General features: G+C 50.6%; 13 protein-coding genes and 1 pseudogene. 4 read left to right on the forward strand and 10 right to left on the reverse strand.

Annotation, left to right across the window (positions count from 1 at the left end; all coding sequences use genetic code 11):
- Positions 1–10 precede the first annotated feature (10 nt).
- The 3 genes from SK38_RS11265 to SK38_RS11275 all read right to left on the reverse strand — a co-directional run bounded on the left by SK38_RS11265 (position 11) and on the right by SK38_RS11275 (position 4059).
- The gene (locus tag SK38_RS11265; protein ID WP_048235923.1) at positions 11–1252 is read right to left on the reverse strand and encodes an MFS transporter; all 1242 of its coding nucleotides are present in this window, start codon (positions 1250–1252) and stop codon (positions 11–13) included.
- Positions 1253–1432: 180 nt separating this feature from the next.
- Positions 1433–2827 carry a phenylalanine transporter gene (pheP, locus tag SK38_RS11270; protein ID WP_008784036.1) on the reverse strand — a complete coding sequence of 465 codons (1395 nt, stop codon included), beginning with the start codon at positions 2825–2827 and terminating at the stop codon, positions 1433–1435.
- Between the two features lie 146 nt (positions 2828–2973).
- Positions 2974–4059 (reverse strand): YncE family protein, encoded by a 1086-nt coding sequence (locus SK38_RS11275; protein WP_020996557.1) that lies wholly within the window; start codon positions 4057–4059, stop codon positions 2974–2976.
- 299 nt (positions 4060–4358) lie between these two features.
- Here SK38_RS11275 and SK38_RS11280 point away from each other — a divergent pair, with 299 nt between their 5' ends.
- From SK38_RS11280 to SK38_RS11290, 3 genes and pseudogenes are all read left to right on the forward strand, one after another.
- The gene (locus tag SK38_RS11280) at positions 4359–5534 is read left to right on the forward strand and encodes a coiled-coil domain-containing protein (protein ID WP_008784034.1); all 1176 of its coding nucleotides are present in this window, start codon (positions 4359–4361) and stop codon (positions 5532–5534) included.
- Between the two features lie 617 nt (positions 5535–6151).
- The gene (locus tag SK38_RS11285) at positions 6152–6730 is read left to right on the forward strand and encodes a helix-turn-helix transcriptional regulator (protein WP_008784033.1); all 579 of its coding nucleotides are present in this window, start codon (positions 6152–6154) and stop codon (positions 6728–6730) included.
- 197 nt (positions 6731–6927) lie between these two features.
- Positions 6928–16273 (forward strand): annotated as a pseudogene (locus tag SK38_RS11290) (autotransporter outer membrane beta-barrel domain-containing protein).
- A 144-nt stretch (positions 16274–16417) separates the two neighbouring features.
- Here the strand turns inward: SK38_RS11290 and SK38_RS11295 are convergent.
- The 6 genes from SK38_RS11295 to rclA all read right to left on the reverse strand — a co-directional run bounded on the left by SK38_RS11295 (position 16418) and on the right by rclA (position 21473).
- Positions 16418–17185 (reverse strand): putative bifunctional diguanylate cyclase/phosphodiesterase, encoded by a 768-nt coding sequence (locus SK38_RS11295; RefSeq protein WP_003831149.1) that lies wholly within the window; start codon positions 17183–17185, stop codon positions 16418–16420.
- 100 nt (positions 17186–17285) lie between these two features.
- On the reverse strand, positions 17286–17867 hold the full coding sequence (locus tag SK38_RS11300) for a helix-turn-helix transcriptional regulator (protein WP_020996560.1): 582 nt from the start codon (positions 17865–17867) through the stop codon (positions 17286–17288).
- A 21-nt stretch (positions 17868–17888) separates the two neighbouring features.
- Entirely contained in the window at positions 17889–18584 is a 696-nt protein-coding gene (locus SK38_RS11305) for a flagellar brake protein (RefSeq protein ID WP_048235924.1), read from the reverse strand.
- 570 nt (positions 18585–19154) lie between these two features.
- Positions 19155–19715: a reactive chlorine resistance membrane protein RclC gene (rclC, locus tag SK38_RS11310; protein WP_008784029.1), complete on the reverse strand. Its 561-nt coding sequence runs from the start codon at positions 19713–19715 to the stop codon at positions 19155–19157.
- An 11-nt stretch (positions 19716–19726) separates the two neighbouring features.
- Positions 19727–19957: a reactive chlorine resistance periplasmic protein RclB gene (rclB, locus tag SK38_RS11315; RefSeq protein WP_048216347.1), complete on the reverse strand. Its 231-nt coding sequence runs from the start codon at positions 19955–19957 to the stop codon at positions 19727–19729.
- A 190-nt stretch (positions 19958–20147) separates the two neighbouring features.
- Positions 20148–21473, reverse strand: coding sequence for a reactive chlorine resistance oxidoreductase RclA (gene rclA, locus SK38_RS11320; RefSeq protein WP_048235925.1), 1326 nt, complete (start codon positions 21471–21473; stop codon positions 20148–20150).
- Positions 21474–21710: 237 nt separating this feature from the next.
- On the opposite strand from rclA, the gene rclR reads away from it, so the two are divergent.
- Positions 21711–22565: a reactive chlorine-specific transcriptional regulator RclR gene (gene rclR / locus SK38_RS11325; RefSeq protein ID WP_048235926.1), complete on the forward strand. Its 855-nt coding sequence runs from the start codon at positions 21711–21713 to the stop codon at positions 22563–22565.
- Positions 22566–22617: 52 nt separating this feature from the next.
- On the opposite strand, the gene SK38_RS11330 is transcribed toward rclR, so the two are convergent.
- Positions 22618–25761 (reverse strand): CusA/CzcA family heavy metal efflux RND transporter, encoded by a 3144-nt coding sequence (locus SK38_RS11330; RefSeq protein WP_048235927.1) that lies wholly within the window; start codon positions 25759–25761, stop codon positions 22618–22620.
- Positions 25762–25770 lie beyond the last annotated feature (9 nt).

The following is a 25770-nucleotide window of genomic DNA, read 5'->3' on the forward strand; positions in this document are numbered from 1 at the left end:
CTCCTGAAAATTACGCCTGCTCTTTGTCGTCATACTTGAAAGAGAAAAGGAAAATCACGGCAATCACTGCGGCAGCGACTGCCGGGATCCACCAGAATGTGGTCCACGCCTGAGGCACGGTTTGCCCCGCCACCAGCCGGTTGTAAAGTGCGCCTGAAATTTGCGAGCCCAGCAGCATACCGATCCCATAGGTAAACATGACGATCATGCTTTGCGCCTGACCTTTTACTTTTTCCCCGGCGATACGATCGGTGTAAATAAAGCCGACCACGAAGAAGAAGTCGTAGCAAACGCCGTGCAGCAGAATGCCGAGATACAGCAGGAATCGGCCCTCTTCGCTGATGCCGAGGGCAAAGAAGGCATAACGCACGAACCAGGCGCACATCCCGATTAACAGCATGTATTTCACGCCCAAACGTCTGAACAGGAACGGGATCACCAGCATGAAGAATATTTCAGACATCTGACCAAACGACATCGCCGTACTAACGTCGCCGACGCCCGCATCAGCAAGAAACGACGCGGTATACGCGTAATAGGTTCCCAACGGTACAGAGATAAGCGTCGCGCAGAGCGAGAAGACAAAAAAGTGACGGACCTTGAGTAAGGCAAAAGCATCCGCACAAAACAGATCGCGAACTTTCACCGGCAGTCCTTTCGCCGGTGCAGGCGTGTTGGGCAGCGTCAGGCTGTAGAGCGCCAGAACCACAGAGATAATCGCCGCCAGCGTAAAGATGCCGGTGGTGTCCGAAATTCCGGTTACACCGATAAAGATCCCCGCGACAATCCAGCCAATGGTGCCAAACACCCGCACCACCGGGAAGGTTTTGTCCTTATCCGACAGGCTATGAAAAGCAATATTGTTGGTAAGCGCCAGCGTTGGCATGTAGCACAACGTGTAGCCAAACAGCAGACCAATCAACAGTGCACCGTTTTGCACCACCAATGCCTGCGGAACAAACCACAGGATTGCCGCGCCAGCAAGGTGCATCACCGCCATCACCTTTTGCGAGGCAAAAAAGCGGTCTACCAGCATCCCTAAGACGAATGGCGACAGAATAGAGGCAATGGGCCCGGCTGAAAACGCATCGCCAATCAACAGCGACATGTTGTGCTGGCTCATCACCAGCCCCAGCGTGACGGACCAACTTCCCCAGATAAAGAACTGTAAGAACATCATTAGCGACAGCCGGGGCACCAGCAGCCGGTACTGTACGCTCTGTTTTCCACTACTTTCGGTTGTTGACACCATTTTTTGCCCCACCCTTAAAAAGTAATCGATTACAAATTAGATTCAATAGAAAAGTAATCGATTACAAAATAAAGATCCTGTCAGCAGCAGCAAAATTGCGAGAACGGTCACGATAAACGTTGAGTGAGGATCCGATCCCATCCTGACGATGGGATCGGTAATAACAAGAACGGTAGAAACTTAGCGGGACTTACGACGCAGCAGTTTGAAGGCAACAAACAGGAACAGGATCCACACCGGTAGCAGGATAGCTGACAGGCGCATCTCATCCATCGTACACATCAGCACCAGAATCATGCCAAGGAAAGCAATACACAGGTAGTTCCCTGCCGGATACAGCAGCGCTTTAAACTGCGTGTCACGTCCCTTACGACGCATCGCCGCCCGGAATCGCAGATGTGCCAAGCAGATCATAATCCAGTTCAGCAGCAGCGTCGCCACCACCAGCGCCATCAGCAGGCTAAAGGCCTTTTGCGGCAGCACATAGTTGATGAGTACCACCAGCGACGTAATAGCACCGGAAAGAATCAGTGAGTTCACCGGTACGCCGCGACGGCTGACGCGGGTTAAGAACTTCGGCGCGTTACCCTGAACCGAAAGACCAAACAGCATGCGGCTGTTAGAGTAGACGCCACTGTTATACACCGACAGTGAAGCCACCAGGATGACAAAGTTCAGTGCAGAAGCCACTACGTTGCTGTCGAGATTATGGAAAATCATCACAAACGGGCTGCTATTGGATTTCACTTCCACCCACGGGTACAGCGCCAACAGCACCACCAGAGAACCGATATAAAACAGCAGAATACGGTACACCACCTGGTTTACCGCCTTTGGAATGCTTTTCTGTGGATCCTGCGCTTCCGCGGCAGTAATCCCGATAAGCTCCAGCCCGCCAAAGGAGAACATAATCACTGCCAGCGACAGAATTAATCCGTTCCAGCCGGTAGCAAAAAAGCCGTTGTAACGCCACAAGTTATCGATGCTTGCATGTTCCCCGCCGTTACCGGAAAACAGCATCCACACGCCAAAACCAATCATGCCGATAATGGCCAGTACTTTAATCAGCGCAAACCAGAATTCCGTTTCGCCATACAGACGTACGTTGACCAGATTGACGGCGTTGATGATCACGAAGAATGCCGCGGCCCAAATCCAGGTTGGAACATCGGGCAACCAGTACTGCATGTAGATCCCTGCCGCTGTCAGTTCAGCCATGCCGACCAGCACAAACATCACCCAGTAGTTCCAGCCGGACAGAAAACCCGCGAACGGTCCCCAGTATTTATAGGCAAAATGGGCAAACGATCCGGAAACGGGTTCTTCGACCACCATTTCGCCCAGTTGACGCATAATCAAAAAAGCGATGATCCCGGCAACGCCGTAACCCAGTAACACCGCAGGTCCCGCCATCTGAATAGCCGGGCCAATGCCCAAAAACAGGCCGGTACCAATTGCGCCGCCCAGCGCAATTAACTGAATATGGCGGTTTTGCAACCCTCGTTGAAGCGTCGGCTCGTTCGTCGACGCGGCATCAGACACGCTGGTGTCAGATGCAGTTGACGCGTTTTTCACGCCCTTCCCCTGTGTGGTTTTTATTGAAGGGGCTTCTTTTAACATTTCAACCTGGTTGTCGCAAGGCGCAATCGATTGGATACGCCGGGCTTCCTTGCCCAACGCACCGAGGCTCGGGAGAAAAACAATAGAAAGAAGGCGAGTTGTTATTGTTTATTCAGGTCAATACGTACCACGTTATCTGGCGCAGATGTAGAGTGGTCTTTATTAAATTTCTGTTTCACGGTGACAAACAGGGTTTGCCCATCCGCCGAGAGCAGCAAGCTGTTAGGGTTTGGTGGTAAATCCCAGCTTTTCTTCACGCTGTAATCGGTCGCATTCAGGCTGAGCAATTTCCCTGAATCACGCTGGGTAATATAGATTTCGTTGCGTTTTGCGTTAAATTTCACCGCCAGCGAATCACCCACATCCAATTTTTTCAGCAGCTTACCAGTATGGATATCCAGCACCAGGGTAGTCTTCGCTTTCGAGTTGTCGGTGACAAACAGGCGACCCGTTTGTGCGTCCTCCGCCATATTCAGCAACAGCGCAGGTTGTTCCCCCAGCGGTTGCCAGCGTTTTTCTACGCGCTGATTACGCGGGTTGATAACAAGAATTTCACCGCCGCCGTTAGCTGCATAAATTCGCTGCGTCACTTCTGAATAATGCAGTCCGGTCATCCATTTACCCGTATTTTTAATGCGGGTTTTTAGCTTCAGGGTTTCAGCGTCAACCACCCAAATCACCGCCGGATCCGCCACGGCACCAATATAGAGCAAACCGTTATGCAGCAGCACCTGGCGCGCACCATACGGGAAACCTTCTGGGTTACGTTCCGGGAACAGTACGCGATTTTTCACTTTGCCGTCAGCGGTATTCAGCGCGCTCAGGCCACCATCCAGTGAGTTGGTGACATACACTGTTTTACCGTCCGGCGAGATAGCCATACCAAAGTTTTTCATATCGGTATGACTCAAGCCGAGCGTTTTAAGCGTTTTTGGATCCAGCTTGTAAACCACGCCGCCCTGCACATCTTTAAATCCTTCGGCGCTGGCAACGTACAACGCATCCCCTGCCGGGCTAAGCGCCATTTCATATAACCCATCCGCCAGCGCGCGTTGTTGCACATCACTGACGGCAGGTTGCGCTGTTTTTTCCGTAACGCTGGCGTTGCTGGCTGGCGTGGTATGCGCCGCACAACCGCTTAACGCCGCAGCAATCAGCAATGCCAGCGCGGATGTTGTTTTTTTCATTGTCGGGATCCTTACCAGAAGTAATACAGGGAGTTAATAACAAAAGGGAATGAGAACTATACGCATTATCTTTACTGAATCAAGAATAATTACCCGAGAGTAAAAAACATGAAACAGAGGTTTGAAGATGCAGACAGGTGCGCGCGACTTCCGGTTTTTCATAATTACAGTGAATTATTCTGGACGAAAAGGCATCGCAGGCCACAGAATGCGCTTTACTGTTTTTCTAACATTTTCAAACGGGTGAACCTGTTGTACTTCAGCCACTCGTTTTTTAGCCAGGCCAGGCAACGACTGTCATGAATAAGATCATCAAACGACTGGAAATCGTCAAAAGCGCTATTGAACTGGAAGATGAGGAGATTATTTTCCAGCAGGTGGCGCATCTTAAAAATGAGCCTTTGTCAGTCGTACCAGGCACCATTGTGCAGGCGATCGAAGAACGACGCTTTGGTGATGCCCTGCGTGAAATCTCGGCCTGGCTGCAATCTCAACGGGCAGTCTCTACGTGGCAGGATCCCGCCATTGCCGCCAGTAAGCTGGAACTCAAAGCACTCGAAACACAGCTGCGTGACCTGATAGATAAGCGCAACACGCGCATTCAAATCCTCGATGATTTCAACGATCTGTATCACCTTCGTCTTGGACCGCTGATGAGCCGCATTCTCGAACTGCGTAAACAGCTCGCCGCCAGTGCCCAGCGCAAACAGGAAGCGGAGCGAAAACGCCGGGAAAAAGACTATCAATCCTGTCAGCACTATATTTCCCAGGCTGTTGATCAACTGGCCAGGCTCAAGCAGCACTGGATGAACCAGAATTCAGATTCGCGCGAATCGGTGGAAACACGCCAACGTATTCAGCAGCAAACTGAACTGATTACCGCCCTGCTGGCGGAGATTCGTGAGCTGGAAAACGACTTTTCTCGCCAGGACGACAGCGCAACCCGTCAGGCACAGGAAGAGGCCAGCCATGAATATGATGAATATCAGGAGCAGCAGCAGGATGCGCAGCATCGTTTTAGCCGTGACCAGCGGCTTTCCTCTGATGAACGTAATGAGTTAAAACGCCTGTGGCGTCAGGCAAGCCGTCTTTGCCACCCGGACGTGGTAGCCGATGATCTGAAAGAGAAAGCGCATCAGATGATGGTGCAGCTTAACCAGGCGCGCCAAAATGCCGATCTTGCCACCGTCCGGGCGCTACTGACTCAATTGCAAAGCGGCCTCGAACCGATGATGGCCAGTGACCGATTGAACGATTTGCAGCATTTACGCAGCAAAATACAGCAGCTCAGAGAACAAATTAACGCGCTGCTCAAAGAGATTACCGAACTGGAAGCCGAGAACGCCTGGCGGCTTGCCACCTCCGTGACTGATAAAGAAGCCTACTTCTCCGATCAACAACGGGCGCTTACGGAAATCCGCAATACGCTGGAACAGCAGGTGCATCAGGTTGAACAGGAACTGTTGGCGGGCTAAGCCCTATCAGCAATAGCAATCAGAAAAAATAACCTCTTCAAGTGAGTTTTTAAAATTAAGCACAAAAAGCCAAAAATAGGATAATTCCCTAAAAAATTCACAACACTAAGAATTATCAACCTGAATACTCGAGTTTCAGGTCGATAACTGCAAATTTAGCGATATTTCTCTCTTCCCCTCGACGCGCCTTCTCTTTGTCCTGGTCTTGATTAAGAATTCTCCTACCAACCAGTAAGCCCATTAAGAAAAACGGGTATCCATCTGAAATATAATGTTTTTCATATAAATCCCCTCCAAAACAGATAGGAATACCCTGTCTTTATAGAAACCACTCAATCATTATTCATGCGATTCATAAGCGAAATCTATCAATCATTTACGCAGAGCTGAAATAAACGATTTATCTTAAATTTTAACAAAGTGTAATATCTACTTTAAGAATAGTTAATGATTCTAATAAATACAGAGAATATCTGTTTAATCTGGAATTAATAAGGATACGTTCACAGCACAGAACGTAATACGAGATTTAATTAACATTTCACGCGTCGCAAGAAACTCTTTTTTAACCTACAAAAAGAGGCGGCTGCTTGCACCAAAATTTCAAGGAGATCGTTATGTCAAAGGCTATTTTTTTGGGTGACTCAATTTACCCTTGGCTAGGCATGCGAGAAATCCTACGTGGCTCATCATTATATATTGATATCGCGTATTACTCCTCCCAGACGCTCTCTGCTGTCAAAATGCTTCCCTATGAAACGGATTGCATCATCATTAATCCTGACAAATCAGATTTTTTAAAATATGCCAGGATTATCCGCAACATGGCTTTACGACCTGTCACCAAAATTATTGTTTTGGCAGATGAAGCTACTTTTACTCTTTTTCAAACCGTTTGTGGGAAGAACATGCTGTTTCTTGATCAAGATGCCAGTCTTGATCGGCTACACCATGCCGTTACACGTATCACAAAAAACAATAACCAACAAAATATCAAAGCATTACACAACAAGATCACAGCAAACGAATTCAACGTAATGATGATGCTTGCCCGAGGATGGTCACTGACACAAATCGCCGGGGCATCACAAAAAAGTGAAAAAACCATCGGGGCGTACAAAAGCAATATTGCCAGAAAACTCGGCAAAAATAACACCCGGCTCAAGTACACCATTTCTCACTATAGCCAGCCGTAACTGACTTATTTAAGGACAATTATCACGGTTATTATTTAAAAAAAGTTTTCTTTCGACTCGCTTTTTAATTCCGCATCGCACGGAAGGAAACCCTATTCCCAAAAATCTATTACCGGGTAGCACATCCGCGTGCCAACCATAGCCAACAACTCAATGTATTAACACATGCATAACAGGAATGTAGACGAGGGTTATATATGAACAAAGTTTACAGCATTATTTGGAACGCGGCGCTCGGTATCTGGGTGGTCGTTTCTGAATTAACCAAAGGAAAGAAAAAAAGCAGCTCGCGCAAAACGGTTGCGGTATTAGCAGCGGGTGCATTAAGCGCTACTTCAATGCAGGTTTCCGCTGATCCGATTATCGATATCGGTGATCACAATATTTTCACCGACTACCAGGCAGGTATTTCCGTTGGGGATTATGCGGGTATCCACGACTACGGATTCTTATATAAAGATATCACTGCTGGTCAGGCGCTCAATATCAGCGGTGCGATCCCAACGATCAGTCCGGGTCAAAGTGGCGTTGTTGAATCAACGACCATCAGAGAGCTGCTGCAAACCGGCAAAATCACTCTTAAGGCCACCAGCCCTGACCAGAGCGTAAAAACGATTACTAATGCTGAAGAGCTGGCGGAATACCTGACGTACAACCGGTCGTCGACGCCTTCACAGAGCACAGAATTCTCTATTAACGACCCGGCATTTCCTGGTGAGCCGGCATCAATTAAAGTCTTTGATACCCAAGAGTTAAGTAGTTTTCTTACCGAATCACAGATCGGCGATTCGGTATTAAACACCTACGATCCAACGTTGTCTAAAATCTATAAACAATTTGGCATCGCGCTGGCGACAAATGGCTCCATAGCCAATCTGGATATTGGCAACGACACGCTCAATGTCCGTGACAAAGCCAATACTATCGAGTTGCTGGCTAAAGACTCCTCCTTGCTGGAGGCTCAGGACGCAGGTAGCCAGGTTAACTGGCAATCCGATAACTATATAAAATTTAACGCCGCCCCAGTTATCCCTGAAAAAACGTTCGCCGGTTCAGCGCAAACCTCCGTGTTTGGCGATGATGTAACACTCATGTCCTACGGCTATGATGCAGACGGTAAAGTAGTCGAAACGGGTACGCGCACATTTAACATTACCAGCACGCAGGAGCTGGCCGATTTTAACGACTGGCTGTTGGGTAAAAGCAGCGACGCAGCAGAAAACCCTGAAGGGCAAAAGGTCAGCCAACTGCAGTTGTGGCTGGATGTTGAAAACGGTGATATCACAACCGTCACCGCCGCGCAGACAAAATACGCGGAGCTGATTGATGGCTTGATCAACTCCAGCAAGTCTTCAGACGTGCTTACCTGGGATTACGACGTCTGGACCGACGGCTTGTCGCATAGCAATAACGCGACCGCTGGCCGCGGTGAGCTGCATGCTATTTACGCCAACGGTGCAGGCACCTCCGGCACCCTAAACAAAGATGCGATTATTGCCGTTGACGGCAGTATTAACGGTGTCATGAAATCCCTTAATGACGGGGTTATCACTAACCTTGGCGAGCTGAACGCATTACGCACGTCTACCGGGCAGAGTCTGGCGATTGGCATGCTGGCAAAAGACGCAACGGCAACCAACAACGGGATCATCAACTCCGGGCTGTTTATCGACAAAGACGGCAATCAAAACGTCAACAGCTATGGCGCATTTGGCATGCAGGGGCAAGGCGCCAGCCAGATAGCAAACAACGGCACCATTAACCAGGCGATCACCACCGATAACTTTGGTACCGCGTCGGCAGCAGATCCCTGGAGTAAGGATGAGCCAGATTCTTCGCTGACGCTGGCTATTGGCATGCAACTGTCTGACGAATCGCAAGGCGTCAACAACGGCGATATCAACGTCGTGGACGGGCGCAAAAACGGTGCATCCTTTGCCAAAGGCACCGCTTATGGCGTAGAAGTTGCCGGGAATGCCACTTTCACTAACGCTCAGGATGCCTCAATTTATCTTGGTCGCGACGCAAGCGATCCGTCTAAAGATGTCACGATGGCTGGCGGCTCTAGTCTGAGCGCCGGGATCATGACCAAGAGTGCCAAAGAGGTGATTAACAACGGTCTGATCACGCTGGGAACCGGGATACGCAACGCCGCGGGGATTCTGGTCGGAAATGCCACGGGCAACGTCCTCAATACCGGCAATATCGTGATCAATGGAGGTTCTGGCGGGGGCAGCAGTAAGAACTACGGCATCTCCGTACGCGACAGCGGCGCGGAAAATAATCAGGAAATCCGCAACGACGGCAAGATTAACGTAAATGGCACCAACAACGTGGGGATCCACGTTAGCGCCAATAACAAAAATGCCGAAGTCACCACCAGCGCTTCAGGTTCTATCGTGGTGGACGGTGAAGGCGGTGTCGGTAACCGTAACTACGCTATCTGGGCAGAAGGCGGCGCTAACGGCCAGGCTGTGGTCAACGTCTACTCCAACATTACGCTGGATAAAGCCGGTAACATCGGAGTGCACGTACGTGATAACGCCATCGCTAACGTTGACAGTCTGAGTAGCCCGACATTTAACAGCACCGATCAGATTGGTTATTACCTGTTTGGTAAAGGCGCTACCGCCAACATTGGTCAGGCGGTGATGAATGACAATGGTCAGGATCGCACCACCATTTTCCGTATCGCCAATGGCGCATTGCTGGCCGGGAATACCACGCCACCGAATGGTCAGGCTGGCTCCAACCTTGATCTTACCCTCAGCGGTAAGAATTCCATGGGCGTTCTCGCCACCGGCGCTGGCAGTAGCGTAGATACCGGTGAAGCTACGTTTACCGTTAAGGGTAGCGACTCAGCGGCGCTGGTTATCGAAGGCGGCGCGAAAGGAACTATCAGCGATAAAACGACCATCAATTTAACCGGCGAAAGAACCGTTGCCGGGGTTGTGGATGGTCAGGCTCACCAGTTGAATGGTGACACGCAGGGTAATCCGACTAGCACCACCCTCACCTCCAACGCGAAGATTACCTCTGAAGCTAGCGGCAATGAGGTTATCGCCTATGTGGCGAGGAATCAGGGCAACCTGATCCTGGATACCAACTCGATTATTGATCTGGCCAGCGTCGACAGCATCGGCGTTGATGTTCAAAAAGACGGGAGCTTAACCAATAACTCCTCCAGCGCCCTGCATGTCAGCAACGGCATCGGTGTTAGGGCTTCAGGTACCAGCGCGCAGATTAATAAGCTGGGCAAAGTTCAGGTTGATGATGGTACTGCTGGGGTTCTGCTCACCCAAGGAGCCAGCCTGCTGATTAACGGTATTTCTGGCGACAGTATTACTACCGATGGCACCGCTGACGGTATTCGTCTGGCCGAAGGCGCTGGCGCTCTGTCCGCGCAAAATGTGGAGATCAGTGCAAAGGGTGACGGTGCTGGCATTCAAAACGATGCTAACAATAACAATATCCTGTTACGAAACGTCACCATAAACTCCAACGATGGCGCAGGCATCCGCACCAGCGTGGCGTTGACCATGACCGATAAAGACAGCGCTGGAAATATCCTCAACGTCAACGGGAAAGGTACCGGCTTCGCTTTTTGAACAACGCGATGGCGGCTCGGTGACGGGCGATCTGACCATCGGCAAAGGCTACACCATTGAGGTGCTGAACAGCGAAGGCAGCGGTATCCGCGCTAATACCAACGGTAATGTCACCACCAATGCCGACATTAACGTGCATAACGACGCAGGCGGTTCGGCTATCATCGCGAAAAACGTCAGCGCCTTGACCAACAGCGGCAAGATTATCTCTGCCAGCACCACCTCACCGGTAATTGACGCCAGCGGCGACAGCAGTAAAACCATTACCAACACGGGAACCCTGCAGGCCATCAACGACACGGCCGTGGCCATTCAGTCCGGCAAAGGCAATGACACCATTGATATCAGCGGCGGTGTAACCAGCGGCGTAATCAATACCGGCGAAGGTGCGGACATCTTTAACTGGCGTAGTGGCTCCTATGCGGGTGAAGTGAATTTCGCCGGTACTGGCGGTAACAATAAAGCCAACATCGGCAATGTGACGCTGGATAAAACACGCCACATCACTACTGAAGCTGGTAGCGGCAACGCCCTCACCTTCACCGATACAAAAGGTGCGAAGATTGGTACGCTGGCGAGCGACAATCTGACCACTGGCACCAACATCGGCACCGGCTGGGATTCGCTGACCATCAGCGGCTCAAACGCGGATGTCCGCGTCGTAGAAAACCTGACGCTGGCAAGCAAAACCATTGCCGTAAACAATGGCGCAACCCTGAGCACCGGCGACCACGTCGAGCCGACCAGTACTGCCGCAAGCATTGGCGATTACAATGTTACGACCCAGGGCACAGGCAGCCGGGTTATCTTCGATACCCAGGGTGATGCTTCAGCGGCGCAAATTTATCGCGGTATCATCAGCGGTGACGGGAAGTTCGAACGTGCGGCGGGCGGTACCACGATCTTCACAGCTAACAATACCTACACCGGCTCTACCACTATCGCTCAAACCGGTACGCTGCAGTTGGGTGACGGCGGAAATACAGGCGAAGTCAGCGCCGTGTCAGACATTATCGACAACGGCATATTGGCGATTAATCGCGCCAACACCGTGCTGCTCAACGGCGTGATCTCCGGTATTGGCGCACTGCAGCAAATCGGCGGCGGCATTACCCGTCTGAACGGCAATAACACCTATACCGGCGACACCACCGTTACCAACGGCACGCTGCTGGTGAATGGCGATCAAAGCGCGGCGCGCGGTGCCACCACCGTTAGCGGCACGTCCACACTTGGCGGTAATGGCACTATCGGCGGCAACGTGCTGATGAACGATGCCACGACCCTCAGTGCCGGTGACGGTGGTGCGGGTACGTTATCCATTAACGGTAATCTGCAGCTTGGTAGCAAAACGACTTCCGCTTTCGAACTGGGTCAGGCCTATACGCCAGGCGGCGCGCTAAACGATCTGATTAACGTCGCGGGCGATCTGCAACTGGACGGGACTCTGGATGTCACCACTTCACAGGGCGGTAACTTCGGACCGGGCGTGTACCGTATCTATAACTACGGCGGCACGCTGGATAACCAGACGCTGGAATTAGGCGCAATACCGGACAGTCAGGATAAGAGCAATATTTTTGTCCAGACCTCCATCGACAAACAGGTCAACCTGGTGAACGCCAACGGCGTTACCCTGCAGTTCTGGGACGGCGCAACCGTCAATCAGAGCCACGGCGCGTCGGGCATTGAAGGCGACAGCAAAATTGACGGTGGCGATGGCAAATGGATGGCAATCGGCAGCCAGGGTGATAACAACTGGACCACCGCAACCGGTGAAGGTAACGCCCCTTGGGCACAGAAGTCCTTCGCCGTCTTCACCACCAAAGGCGGTACAGTTACCGTGGACAATGCCGCGGGAGAAGTTAACTTCTCCGGAGCACAGTTTGATGCCGATGGCTATGTCGTTAAAGGCGATGCGCTTAACGCGTATGCCACCACGGAAAACGCGACCCACGCAGGCCAGACGCCGGGAACTGGCGAACTGCTGCTGCGCGTTGGCGCCGGTGGCGCGGGGCAAAACTATACCGCGACCATTGAGTCTGTTATCCGCGAAGCCAGTACTGCTGATAAGCTGACGCTGGTGAAAACCGACCTTGGCCGTCTGATTCTCAGCGGTGACAACGAGTATCGCGGCGGCACGCGCATTGATGGCGGCACGTTGCAGATCTCCTCCGACAGCAATCTCGGCCAGAGCGGAACTGACCTGGCAATCAATAACGGTTCAACGCTGCAACTGGGCGCGGACCTGACCAACAATCGCACCATCGAGCTGGGAGCGAATGAGAACGCAGCGGTGTTCGATCTCAATTCGCATCACTTCACGCCAACTGGTGAGATTACCGGCGACGGTAAACTGAAAGTCACCAGCAGCTCTAGCGATGCGGGCAGCACCTTGTCGCTCGACCGCGCAAACAGCTACAAAGGCGACACAGAAATTGCCGGTACCGGAAACGCCAACAATGTGACGGTCAACGTCAGCAAAACCGGAGCCTTTGGCAGTAACGAAAGCAGCACAGTGAACGTCAATAAGGGCGCGACGCTCAATGTCAGCGGGACAGATACCAGCCTGAAATCCCTGACCATGAACATCGCCGACAGCCTGTTAACGCTGGCAGATAACGTCACCGCAGCGAGCGCAATGCTGAACCTGACGGGCACGGCGAAAGCGGTGTTAACCAACAACGCCACCGCGGGCAACGCGACGGTTAACGTGTCAAAAGACAGTACTCTGGCGCTGGAAGAAGACGCCAGCGGCGGTAATGCCACCGTGAACAACAGCGGACTGATGACCTTTGCTGACCAGGCGATGGCAGAAAATACCGTCGTTAAAAACCTGGCGGGCGGTAAGGTCGATATCAGCGCAGTCGACAGCGCAACATCGATCGGCTCGTTGTCCGGCGCAGGTAATGTCGAATTGGGCAATAAAGAGCTGTCACTGGGTAATCTGCATCTTGATGACACCATCAGCGGCATTATCAGCGGCAACGACGGTAGCCTGGTGAAAATCGGTGACGGTACGTTAACGCTGACCGGCGACAATACTTACACCGGCACCACGGACGTCAATGAAGGCGTGCTGCTGGTCAACGGTAATCAGTCTGCGGCTACCGGCCAGGTGACGGTGAAGTCCGGGGCAACGCTTGGCGGAAACGGAATTATTGGCGGCGCGGTTGATGTGCTGGACGACGCTCATATTACCGCAGGTGCGGCCATCAACAGCGTGGGTAAACTGACTACCGGTTCGCTGACGCTCAGTGATAACGCACAGCTGGATTATCAGTTTGGTCAGGCTTACACCCCGGGCGGTGCTTTCAACGACTTGATTGATGTAAATGGCGATCTGACGCTCGACGGTAAGCTCAACATTGAAACCTCACCGGGCGGCAGCTTTGATGTCGGCGTCTATCGCGTCATCAACTACACCGGCACATTGACCAACAATGTGATGGATATTGCTAACGCGCCGGAAGCGGCTGACAGCCTGTACGTGCAGACATCGGTGAAAAATCAGGTCAACCTGGTCAACCACGCAGGACTAACGCTGCGCTTCTGGGACGGCACCGGCGGTGAGAATGGCGAGCTGAAAAACAACGGCGTCATCAACGGCGGCGACGGTATCTGGCAATCCAGCCAGGGTAACGACAACTGGACTACCGATGAATCAACGCCGGAAGGCGCGCTGAACGCACCGTTTACCGATGCCGCGTTTGCCGTCTTCCAGGGTGAAGCAGGCAACGTGACCGTCGATAACAGCAAAGGCGACGTCATCATCAGCGGCGCGCAGTTCGCCACCGATGGTTATCGCGTGGGTGGCGAAGCCATTACCACCGATACGGCCAACACCCTGATTCGCGTTGGCGATGGCACAGTAGACGGCGCCAACTACACCGCGACTATCGACAGCGTTATCCGCGGTACCGGCGGCCTGAATAAAGGCGATCTCGGTACCCTCATCCTCACGGGCGACAACACCTTCAGCGGCGGAACGACCATCACCTCCGGGACGCTGCAGGTAGCGGGCGATACCAACCTGGGTGCGGCAGATACGGGAATTACCTTTAATGGCGGTACGCTGAAGTATGGCGAAGCGTTTGATACTGCCCGTCAGGTGACGCTGGAATCCGGCGGCGGGACATTCGACACCAACGGACATGACGTTTCTCTGCTGACTGAAGTCGAAGGTAACGGTCAACTGACCAAAACCGGTAAAGGCTCCCTCACCCTGACGCTGGATAATACCTACACCGGTGGCACCACCATCGAACAAGGCGTTTTACAGCTGGGTAACGGCGGTGATATCGGCAGCATTCAGGGGGATGTCGTTGATAACGGCGTACTCAACGTCAATCGTGGCGATACCCTGGCGCTGACCGGCAATATCAGTGGTAAAGGCCAGTTGCATCAGACCGGTAGCGGCATTACCGAGCTGCAAGGCGAAAACAGCTACAGCGGCGCGACGTTGATCGCCAACGGCGTGTTGCAAGCGGGTAATGCCAACACCCTGAGTAGCGCATCGCACCACTATGTGGTCGCAGACACCACGTTGAACACTCAGGGTTACAACCAAACGGTAGCGGGCCTGAGCAACGGTGGCGATGTCTCGCTCATCGGTCAGCAGACTGGCACAACCTTAACCGTCAAAGGGGATTACACCGGCGAAAAAGGGACTATCAACATGGCGGCTATCCAGAATGGTAGCGGCTCAGGCATTGCCGACCGTCTGATTATCGATGGCGGTAAAGCCAGCGGTAGCACGCTGCTGGATGTCGATGGTTCTGGTCTCGGCGCGCCGACCATTGGGGATGGTATCGAAGTGGTGACAGCGCTCAATGGCGCAACCACCACCGCACAAACGTCGCGGGATGCCTTCCATCTTGCCGCCGATCGTATGGCTGCAGGTGCGTTTGAGTACCAACTGCATGCGGGTAATGCTCAGGGCCAGGGTGAAAACTGGTATCTGAGAAGTGAATACCGTCCAGAAACCATGCTGTATTCTGGCCTCGCCAGCGTCGTACGTCAGGGTGATCTTAGCCTGTTGGGTAACATGCACCAACGTATGGGTGACGAGGTTAAACCGGGCATTAATGAAGACAATCGCGCGTGGGCAAGAATGATTGGCTACTCCGGTAAAACCAAACTGGATGACGCGGCCGGTACACAAACCAGCTCCCATACCATGGGCATTCAGGTCGGCGTTGATATGTATGCTAACGAAAGCTGGAAAGCCGGGATGTATACCAGCATCCTTGATATCGACAGCAACGTGAAAGGCACGAAGACAGGCAGCGATGGTAAAGGCGGTAACATCGACGACAATGCATTTTACGTCGGCGGCTATGCTACCTGGTTCTCGGGTGACGGTATGTATGTTGATAACGTCCTGCAGTACGGTAACCATAAATCCCGCCTGGAGGCGACCGGGAACAACGGCTCGTATACGGTCAGAGGCAACACGCTGACGGCGTCGACAGAGGTAGGTAAATCGTTCCGTTTAGGTGCCAGCGCATGGAGTCTGGAACCTCAGGCTCAGTTGATCTACCAGTACAGCGACTTTGATAACAGCACGCTGGATGGTGTGACCCCAACGAAAGTGAAAATGGATACTGCGGATTCCTTTACCGCGCGTCTGGGCGTGCGTCTGGTCGCTGACTATGACACCAACCATGGCAAATTCCAGCCGTATGGCAGGGTAAACGTCTGGCAGGGTCTGGGTTCAAAAGACAAAACGCACTTTAGCAATGCGGTAGCCACCACCACGCTGGAATCTTCACAGCAGTACTCCAGCACTGAAGTTGCAGCCGGCCTGTCATGGTCCATCGACAGAAACCTGCAGGTCTACGGTGAGCTGGGTACGCAATTCAGCAACGGCGGCAGTAAATCGCAGGTAGAAGCGCCGGTCAATGCCTCTATCGGCTTTAAGAAATCGTTCTAAGCTGACATAAACTCACCAGCCCCCTGTTCTGCAGGGGGCTTTTTTTTGCCGTTCAAAGTCGCCTGATGCGCTACGCTTATCAGGCCTACAGACTTAACAGCAACGCGGAACAACCAAGGGGTTGGGAAACGTGAAAAGGAGGGATTAACGATTATATTGTGCTAAGAGTGAAGGGATCTCTTCTGCCAGCACTGGGGGAGAAATGAAAAAGCCTTGAATTTTGTCACAACCAATCTGCATCAACCGCTCCAGCTGGGACTGGGTTTCCACCCCTTCGGCAAGAACTTCAATGCCAAAATTATGCGCCAGTGAAATAATACCCTCAACAATCTTTGTTGATCGGGTGTCGGGCTCAATACCGGTGACAAATTCCTTATCAATTTTTAAGGTGTCAAAAGGATATTTCAACAGGTAATTAAGATTAGCATGGCCAGTTCCAAAATCATCAAGTGCAAGCTTGACCCCTATCGCCTTTAATTCCGTCATATTTTTAGCCGCAATCTGACTGTCGCACAGCGGTGACGTTTCCGTGACCTCTATTTGGCATCGATGGACCGGCAGTCCGGAAGTGGCAAGATTTTGTCTGACGCGTTGGGGTAGCAGAGGATCGCAGAATTCAAGCGCGGAAATATTGACGGATAATACAATGGGGTCAGGCCAGGAAGTTGCAACATCCCACGGAGAGTGAGTAACCATATCTTCAATGGAAATAATATTGCCGCTATCTTCCAGTAAGGTAATAAAAACATCGGGAGAGATCATACCCATCTGAGGACTATTCCAACGCATTAATGCTTCAAATCCGCTTATACGCTGGGCATGCAAATTGAAAATAGGCTGATAAACCATATAAAGTTGACTGGTATTCAAAGCCTTTTCAAGCGCAGTTAGCACCTCATTGGAATTAAACATTCCCCTCTCCCTCTACAAATCATAAAATTAAAAACCAGTCAAAATCACTCCCAAATTGTATCTACTATTAGGTGTATTACATCAGAAAAGAATGGTCAGGTTAGGGTAAAAAAGACATACGATGGGTAAATCTGACAATTAACTTATTTAAATCAGAGGTATTGGTCAGGCCAAGTTTGGCGACGACTCTCATCTTATGTGCCTGAATCGTTTTATAGTTCAGGCTAACTAACTCAGAAATTTCTTTGGCTGTATAACCACTTACCAGTAAGTTCAGGATCTGCTGTTCTCTTTCGGTTAATCTCTTCTGCGAACGATACAGTCGGGGGTTCCATTTCCCGACTGATAATTTCGCCAATTGACCAAAATCGCGCAGTGAAGATTTTTCAGTCAAAACTATTGTTTTTTCGACATATAATAACTCTACGCATAATTTCGCCACCGAACTATCAGCAACAATCACCACGACGTTATTATAAAATTTGAATCGGTTTTTATTCAAAAACTGAACAATGTCTGAACACGCTTGTTCATTATCAATGATATTAAAAACCATGGTTTGATGCTGGCATAATGATGACTGATGCAACATATCCTCAAACTGGAATGTTTGTATCGGTACATGTTTGCTGGTCAGGTAGGCAAACATACCATTGCCCACAAAATTATCACTGCCACACATCAACATCCTGTTCACCGTTCCTTATAAGCTTCTAATCTTGTTACTCATTAAAAATTTAATAATGATTTTCTCGACTTCAGTCTCTTCACGACGATTTTTAAAGTCGAACTCACATGAGATCTGATGACAGGAATACAACTGGTTATCCTCATCAAATTCATTGATCGGGACGACATCGATCACTTTTAAGTCCAGTTGTAAACTGCCAAAGGTATCGAAATCCAGAGATGCATTTTTAATCACCGCATCTTTATAAAGAAAACGGGCGTTTACATCTTTAACGATTAACGCACAACCACCCTGCGAGATATTTTTAATCTTGAGAGAGTAGTTTTCTCCATTTTTGTAACGACCAAAACAGAAAAAGTCATAACCCTTCAGGAATGAAAAACGCTGATTTTGTCTCTGCTGGGCAAAGAAAATCATATCCGGGATGAAGTAGGATAATCCTGCTTCCGCACCTGCTGACGAGGTTTGTTCGAACCTGGCACTAAATTTTACAATCCCGCTTTCACTGTGCAGGATAAAGTATTGGACCTTTTCAGGAACAATGTCTCCGTGTCTGGAGATGACAAACCGTTCGAAATCAATCTTCTCTAACTGCGTGATAACGCTACTGTCTCCACACAGGATTTCCAGTTTCGTTTTCTTATGAAGCTCTTCACGAAGGATAGCGATGATTTCAAACTTGTCTTCCTTTGCTAAGCCAAAGCTCATTCTAAAACCCTTATTTCCATATTTAAGATATGTCCCGCCTTTGGTTACTCACAAAACGCGAGATCAGCATCCACCCCTGGTGCTTAATTACCATAGTGGATTCCATGTCAAACAGTTGGTTAAAAATTAAGTTTTTAACTATCTTTAGTCAGTTATTGATACGTAAAAACATTTAATCAGGATTAATTCTAGCTCAAGCCAGGCCTAAAACCACGCGAACTTGCGTACTGCCTATAACAAAAGCGAATAACAAAATTTTTAAAATGAGGTTTTGAGATAACAAATAGCAAGAATTGTACAGAAAAAAAATAAAGCAATCATGATGGAGGGGCTACGCAACATGCGGGTTGGCGTGCTATCGCGGGGGATAAGAGAAGATGTTTACTGCACTCTATCATTAACTAAAATATAGCCCTGACTCGTTATGCTTCTAAATTGAATAATTGCAATTTATATATGCTTAATAAATTTACCTTAAGTCAGAAAAAAAGCCAGCATCCTGCTGGCCCGGTAAGTACCGAATCGAACTATAGTGGCTTGCTATCTTACAGAGGGCACAACGTTAAAAATTCAATACCGCTGCTTAATTATTGATCGGGATGAATCTGCGATAATCATCACTGCTCCCGCCAACATTAACGTATCTTTTAACACCAACCGCCCGGCGCCTGACAAGTACGGAAATCCGTGGTGTAAATCACCCAGCGGCATTACCCATGCTTCTGGAGTGGTTATTAAAAATGATAAGGTAACAATTGGTGTGGCAAATGCCAGAACACCGCCAATTAATCCCAACCAACGGCTAACAGGATTAGCCAGCACCAGCAAAGCGATAAGAACTTCGACTACGCCCAGGCCATTTGAGAACGTATACGTGTTATTCGCTGTCTGCCATTCACGAGCCTGTGGTTTGAATTCACCTTCGTGGGTTAAATGTTGTTTGTATTCTTCTGGATGCTCATAAAAAAATGACATTACCGGACTATTGGCGACAAACGGCGTAATGCTGTCGGCTTCGTAAGGTACAAATTTTAATAAACCAATCCAGATAAAAACAATCGCGATACTCAGGCGAATCAAGGTTAATCCAACTCTATCGCCTTTGCCCAATATACGAAGATACTTTTCCATCCCGGCTCTCCTCACTTGTACAAAATTGCCGTTGCGTGAGTGCTGCTATCAATGCGCATTGAGGTAATTTTCCAGGAAGTCGCATTCTTTTCCTGCGCCAGTTTCGCAATGGCATCTTCCACCACGGAAGGAGAGCCAGACACAGCTGATACGCTAACGTGGGCAACCTCGGTTTGCGCTAACGCGGAAAATGTCACCGGAGCAGTCAGTAACGCAGTCATTAGTAACGTAGTTTTAAGCATGTTCATTTCTATTTCTATTTCCATTTCCATTTCCATTAACGAGTTATCTCAGTGGAAATATAATAAAACATGCCACCTTATTTTATTTCATCCGTAACGCCAGAATAACTGTCAATTAGTATCAGGAATATAAAAAACAAATAAAAAAAAGCCCCACACGGGTGGGGCAAATATGCAGACTACGCTATTATTATTTTATGAGAGAAAAGAGATCGTTTAATGATTCGCTCATACTTGGATGGGTAAATATCTGGTCACGCAATGTGGTATAAGGTAACCCCGCATCCATAACCGTCTTGATGATATTAATCATTTCATGAGAATCCACGCACAGCAGCGACACGCCTAATATTTTTTTCGTTTCGCTATCCACCACCGCTTTAAGAACACCACGCGTATCATTCATCACACGTGCACGCGGGATAGCCGCTACCGGCAACGTCACGACTTGCACCGCCGCACCGCTGGCGCGAGCCTGTTCTTCAGTCATTCCGACGCGGGAAAGCGGCGGCGTCATAAAGACGGAATACGGTACGTTTTGGCGATCGCCCGTGTTACGTAACCCCTCGCCTAGCAGGTTGTCACGCACAATACGGAAGTCATCCAGTGAGATATAGGTAAATTGTAATCCACCAGTGACATCGCCCATTGCCCAAATGTTATCTGCCGATGTACGCAAATATTTATTCACAACAATGGCACCACGATCGTTTACATCCACACCCGCTTTCTGCAATTGCAGGTTTTCTGTCGCCGGTTTGCGACCTGATGCTACCAACAGCGCATCCACCGTCTGGGCACCCTCCGGCATGTGCAGCTGTACTGCACCATCATGAGAGGAGACCGACTGCACGTTGGCATTGAGGATCAGCTCGACGCCTTTGTCGCGTAAAATGTTGGCGATAGCGTCAGCAATATCCCGGTCCTCACGAGGCAAAAACTGCGGAGCTGCTTCATAAATAGTGACTTTGCTACCAAAGTTGGCAAACATCGATGCGAATTCAACGCCGATATATCCACCGCCCAAAATGCCCAGACGCTCTGGACGTTGCGTCAAATTCAACAGCCCGGTGCTGTCAAATACGCCAGGTGTCGTGGTTAATCCCTCAACGTTTGGAATCGTTGACTGGGCGCCAGTATTAATAAAGATTTTCTCGCCGCTCAGCTCAATCTCGCCTGTTGACTGCACGACTCGCACAGTATGGTTATCAACGAATTCAGCACGACCTTCAATCACATCCACGTTTTCCAGATCGGCAAGATTATGGAAATTTTTATCGCGCAGAAAACTGACAACAGAGGCCTTGCGTTGCATTGCTTCGGCAAAGTCATGCTGAAGCTCAGCATCATGTACCAGGGTTTTGGTTGGGATACAGCCGATGTTGATGCATGTCCCGCCATACATGGTGTTTGACTGTTCAATAATCGCTACCCGCCAACCCGTTTTGGCCAGTGTTGCCGCCAGCGTTTTACCCGCTTTGCCAAATCCAATAATAATCGCCTGATACTGATTCATGCTGTCTCTCCGCCAAGTCACTGTTCGTTTGATGAACTGAAATATAGCTCTAACTCTGCCGAAACAATGTATCCACAACTCGCAGATAACTGTCAGATCGTCTAAATTAGCCTTAAAGATGACTAACATTTCGAGAATGAATTATTACACTAACACTTTGAAGGTATTAATATAATAATGAAATAAAGAGATAATATCGTTTCAATAAACGACAACAAAAAATGTTCAGGAGTCTCCATGGATGCCCTTAGCCGATTACTGATGCTTAACGACCCACAAGGCTCAATTGACCAAAACTGCCTACTGAGCAGGGACTGGCAACTGCCTCACGCAGCAGGTGAATTGTCCATTATCCGCTGGCATACGGTCACACAAGGGGCAGCCCAACTGGACATGCCCGATGGGACATCTTTTACTCTGCCGCCCGGTACTATCGTGATCCTGCCGCAAAACTCCGCACATCGGCTCTGCCAGTCTGGCGATGAACAAACACACATTGTTTGTGGCAGCCTTCGATTGCACGCTTCCTCACGCTATTTTTTAACTGCGTTACCGGAAGTATTGGTTCTGGCACCTGATGAAAATAGCCCTGTCAGCCATTGGCTCAAGGCCATGATTGCGTTGATGCAACAGGAATCCATGAGTACTCTGCCAGGTTCCAGTGTAGTCTGCAGTCAACAATGCGCCACACTGTTCGCCTTAGCCGTTCGCGAATGGTTAACCAAGGCGACCCCCGTTCAAAACGTGTTAAATCTACTGCTTCATCCCAAACTAGGGGCTGTCGTCTTCATGATGCTGGAGTCACCGGCGTTTGCCTGGACCGTCGAAGAACTGGCGAAACGTGCGCATATGTCGCGGGCCAGCTTCGCGCAGCTATTTCGTGAAGTCTCAAACTCCACGCCGCTCGCAGTATTAACCACATTACGCCTGCAATTCGCTGCCCAGATGCTGTCTCGCGGGTCGCAGCCATTGGTTGTGGTGGCCGAGTCGGTGGGCTACGCCAGCGAATCGTCATTCCATAAAGTCTTTTTAAGGGAATTTGGCTGCACGCCGGGTGAGTACCGCAAACGCGTGAAGGCACTGGAGGTATAACGCGGCGCCTGCTTCGGCAACAAATCCGAATGCAGGCGCGCGCTTTAGAGCATTATTTTTGACCGCGGTGTCTGTGCAGCCACATCAGCTTATACGCAGCCGGAATAATGAATAGCGACAGCAATGGCGCGGTGATCATGCCGCCAATCATCGGCGCGGCGATGCGGCTCATGACTTCTGAGCCTGCTCCCGTCCCCCACAAGATAGGTAACAGACCCGCGATAATCACCGCCACGGTCATCGCTTTTGGCCGCACGCGCAGCACGGCACCGTGATATAACGCTTCATCCAGCTTGTCCGCCGTAAAGGTTTGCGGATTTTCCAGCGCGGGTTCGGCTTCAATAGCGTGGCGCAAGTACATCAGCATCACCACGCCAAACTCCGCAGCAACACCTGCCAGGGCGATAAATCCGGTTCCGGTTGCGACCGACATATGAAAACCCATCCAGTAAAGGAACCAGATGCCGCCCACCAGCGCAAAAGGCACACTGGTGATAATCAGCAGCGCTTCGCCAAAGCGACGGAAGGCCAGATAAAGCAAGACGAAGATAATCATCAGCGTCATTGGCACCATCAACTTGAGCTTATGGCTGGCGCGCTCAAGCAGCTCGAATTGCCCTGAAAACGCCACGCTGGTCCCAGGCTTTAACTGGACCTTTTCAGCAATAGCCTTTTTCAGATCGTTTACCACTGAGACCATGTCACGATCTCGGGCGTCGATGTAAATCCAACTGGTTGGTCGCGCATCTTCGGTTTTCAGCATCGAAGGCCCCGAAACCACCGTCACATCGGCGACATCCGCCAGCGTAATTTGCTGTTTCATGGGCGTCAGAATCGGCAGATTACGCAATGCTTCCGGGCTATCACGATAGCTCTGCGCATAGCGCAGGTTGATAGGATAGCGTGCAATCCCTTCCACCGTTTCGCCCACCATTGCCCCTCCTACCGCTGAAGTGACAAACAGCTGCACAGCACCTACAGTCATGCCGTACCGGGCCGCTCTTTCACGATTAATATCTACGTTGAGATAGCGTCCGCCCACCAGACGCTCGGCCAGCGCCGAAGAGACACCCGGCACGGTTCTGGCCACCTCTTCAATTTGCTCCGCCGTGGCGTCGATATCTGCCAGAACATTACCCGACACCTTAATGCCAATTGGGCTTTTGATCCCCGTAGAGAGCATGTCGATACGGTTACGAATCGGCGGAACCCACAGATTCGCCAGGCCCGGCAAGCGTACTGTTTTGTCCAGCTCGGCGATGATTTTGTCCATCGTCATCCCCGGACGCCACTGGTCCTGCGGCTTCAGTTGGATCGTCGTTTCAACCATTTCCAGCGGCGCGGAGTCTGTTGCGGTTTCTGCCTTACCGGTTTTACCAAACACGCGCGCCACCTCCGGAACGGTCATGATCAGCTTGTCGGTTTTTTGCAGCATGTCCGCTGCCTGCGCCGCTGAGATCCCCGGCAATGTCGAAGGCATATACAGCAGATCGCCTTCGTTAATCTGCGGCAGGAATTCACCACCGACTTTATTCAGCGGGTAGACAACCGTCAGTATTGAAAGCACCGCCAACAGAATGGTGGTCTTGGGCCAGTGCAACACCTTCAGCAACAACGGATGGTAAATACGGATCAGAAAACGGTTAAGCGGGTTGCTGCTTTCGGCCGGTATTTTTCCACGGATCCAGAATCCCATCAGGATAGGAATAACCACAATCGCCAGAAATGCCGCCCCTGCCATGGCATACGTTTTGGTGAACGCCAGCGGGCCGAATAGTCGCCCCTCTTGCCCCTCAAGCGTGAAAATGGGGATAAACGACAACGTGATGATCAACAGGCTGATGAACAATGCCGGGCCGACTTCTACCGAGGCGTCAGTAATAACCTTCCAGCGCGTTGCGTTATCGAGCTTTTCATTCGGATGTTGATGCCCCCACTCTTCCAGCCGCTTATGGGCGTTTTCAATCATCACGATTGCGGCATCAACCATCGCCCCGACGGCAATGGCAATTCCCCCTAGCGACATGATGTTGGCGTTCAAACCCTGGAAATGCATCACGATAAACGCGATACACAGCCCCAGCGGCAGGGAAATAATCGCCACCAGCGCCGAACGCAGATGCCACAGGAACAGTGCGCACACCAGCGCCACGACGATAAACTCTTCCAACAGCTTGTAGCTGAGGTTATCAATAGCGCGATCGATGAGCTGACTGCGGTCGTATGTTGTAACTACCTCTACGCCTTCCGGCAGGCTGCTTTTCAGCGTGTCGAGTTTGGCTTTAACGGCAGAGATCACCTCACGCGCATTTTTACCGGAACGCAGGATAACCACCCCGCCCGCGACTTCGCCTTCGCCATTCAGTTCGGCGATCCCACGGCGCATTTCCGGCCCAATCTGTACGCGCGCCACATCGCGCAGGTAAACAGGTACACCGTCGGCCCCTGTTTTCAGGACGATGTTATTGAAATCATCGAGCGTTTGCAGATATCCACTGGCGCGGACCATATATTCCGCTTCAGCCATCTCAACAGATGAGCCGCCCGCTTCCTGATTCGACGCATCCAGCGCCGATTTCACGTCCGCCAGGCTGATGCCATATTGCGTCAGCTTCATCGGATCGATAACGACCTGATACTGTTTAACCACGCCGCCTACCGAAGCGACCTCCGCCACGTTAGGAATCGTTTTTAACTCATACTTTAAAAACCAGTCCTGAAGAGAGCGTAATTCCGCCAGATCATGTTTCCCACTGCGATCCACCAGCGCGTACTCAAATATCCAGCCGACGCCCGTGGCGTCCGGTCCCATTTCCGCGCTAACGCCAGCCGGTAATTTTCCCTGAACCTGGTTGAGATACTCCAGTACGCGCGAGCGCGCCCAGTAAGGATCGGTACCATCTTCGAAAATGACGTACACGTAGGAATCACCAAACTGCGAGAAACCGCGCACGGTTTTCGCACCCGGTACCGACAGCATGGTGGTGGTCAGCGGGTAGGTCACCTGATTTTCAACAATTTGCGGCGCCTGCCCCGGATAACTGGTTTTGACGATCACCTGAACATCAGAGAGATCGGGCAGCGCATCAACCGGCGTATTGATGATGGTCCAGGTTCCCCAGACGCTAAGAAACAGCGCCCCCATCATCACCAGAAAACGGTTTGCCACCGAACGACGGATAATCCATTCAATCATTTATCATGT

Origin of the sequence: Citrobacter sp. MGH110 (genome assembly GCF_001037515.1) — a bacterium.
GTDB lineage: Bacteria > Pseudomonadota > Gammaproteobacteria > Enterobacterales > Enterobacteriaceae > Citrobacter > Citrobacter portucalensis.

Bases quoted from the DNA above. Each gene is read 5' to 3' on its own strand.
- SK38_RS11285 (WP_008784033.1), top strand. From the start codon at position 6,152: ATGTCAAAGGCTATTTTTTTGGGTGACTCAATTTACCCTTGGCTAGGC.
- SK38_RS11275 (WP_020996557.1), bottom strand. From the start codon at position 4,059: ATGAAAAAAACAACATCCGCGCTGGCATTGCTGATTGCTGCGGCGTTA.
- rclA (WP_048235925.1), bottom strand. From the start codon at position 21,473: ATGAATCAGTATCAGGCGATTATTATTGGATTTGGCAAAGCGGGTAAA.
- SK38_RS11265 (WP_048235923.1), bottom strand. From the start codon at position 1,252: ATGGTGTCAACAACCGAAAGTAGTGGAAAACAGAGCGTACAGTACCGG.
- rclB (WP_048216347.1), bottom strand. From the start codon at position 19,957: ATGCTTAAAACTACGTTACTAATGACTGCGTTACTGACTGCTCCGGTG.
- rclC (WP_008784029.1), bottom strand. From the start codon at position 19,715: ATGGAAAAGTATCTTCGTATATTGGGCAAAGGCGATAGAGTTGGATTA.
- SK38_RS11300 (WP_020996560.1), bottom strand. From the start codon at position 17,867: ATGTGTGGCAGTGATAATTTTGTGGGCAATGGTATGTTTGCCTACCTG.
- SK38_RS11305 (WP_048235924.1), bottom strand. From the start codon at position 18,584: ATGAGCTTTGGCTTAGCAAAGGAAGACAAGTTTGAAATCATCGCTATC.
- SK38_RS11330 (WP_048235927.1), bottom strand. From the start codon at position 25,761: ATGATTGAATGGATTATCCGTCGTTCGGTGGCAAACCGTTTTCTGGTG.
- SK38_RS11280 (WP_008784034.1), top strand. From the start codon at position 4,359: ATGAATAAGATCATCAAACGACTGGAAATCGTCAAAAGCGCTATTGAA.
- rclR (WP_048235926.1), top strand. From the start codon at position 21,711: ATGGATGCCCTTAGCCGATTACTGATGCTTAACGACCCACAAGGCTCA.
- SK38_RS11295 (WP_003831149.1), bottom strand. From the start codon at position 17,185: ATGTTTAATTCCAATGAGGTGCTAACTGCGCTTGAAAAGGCTTTGAAT.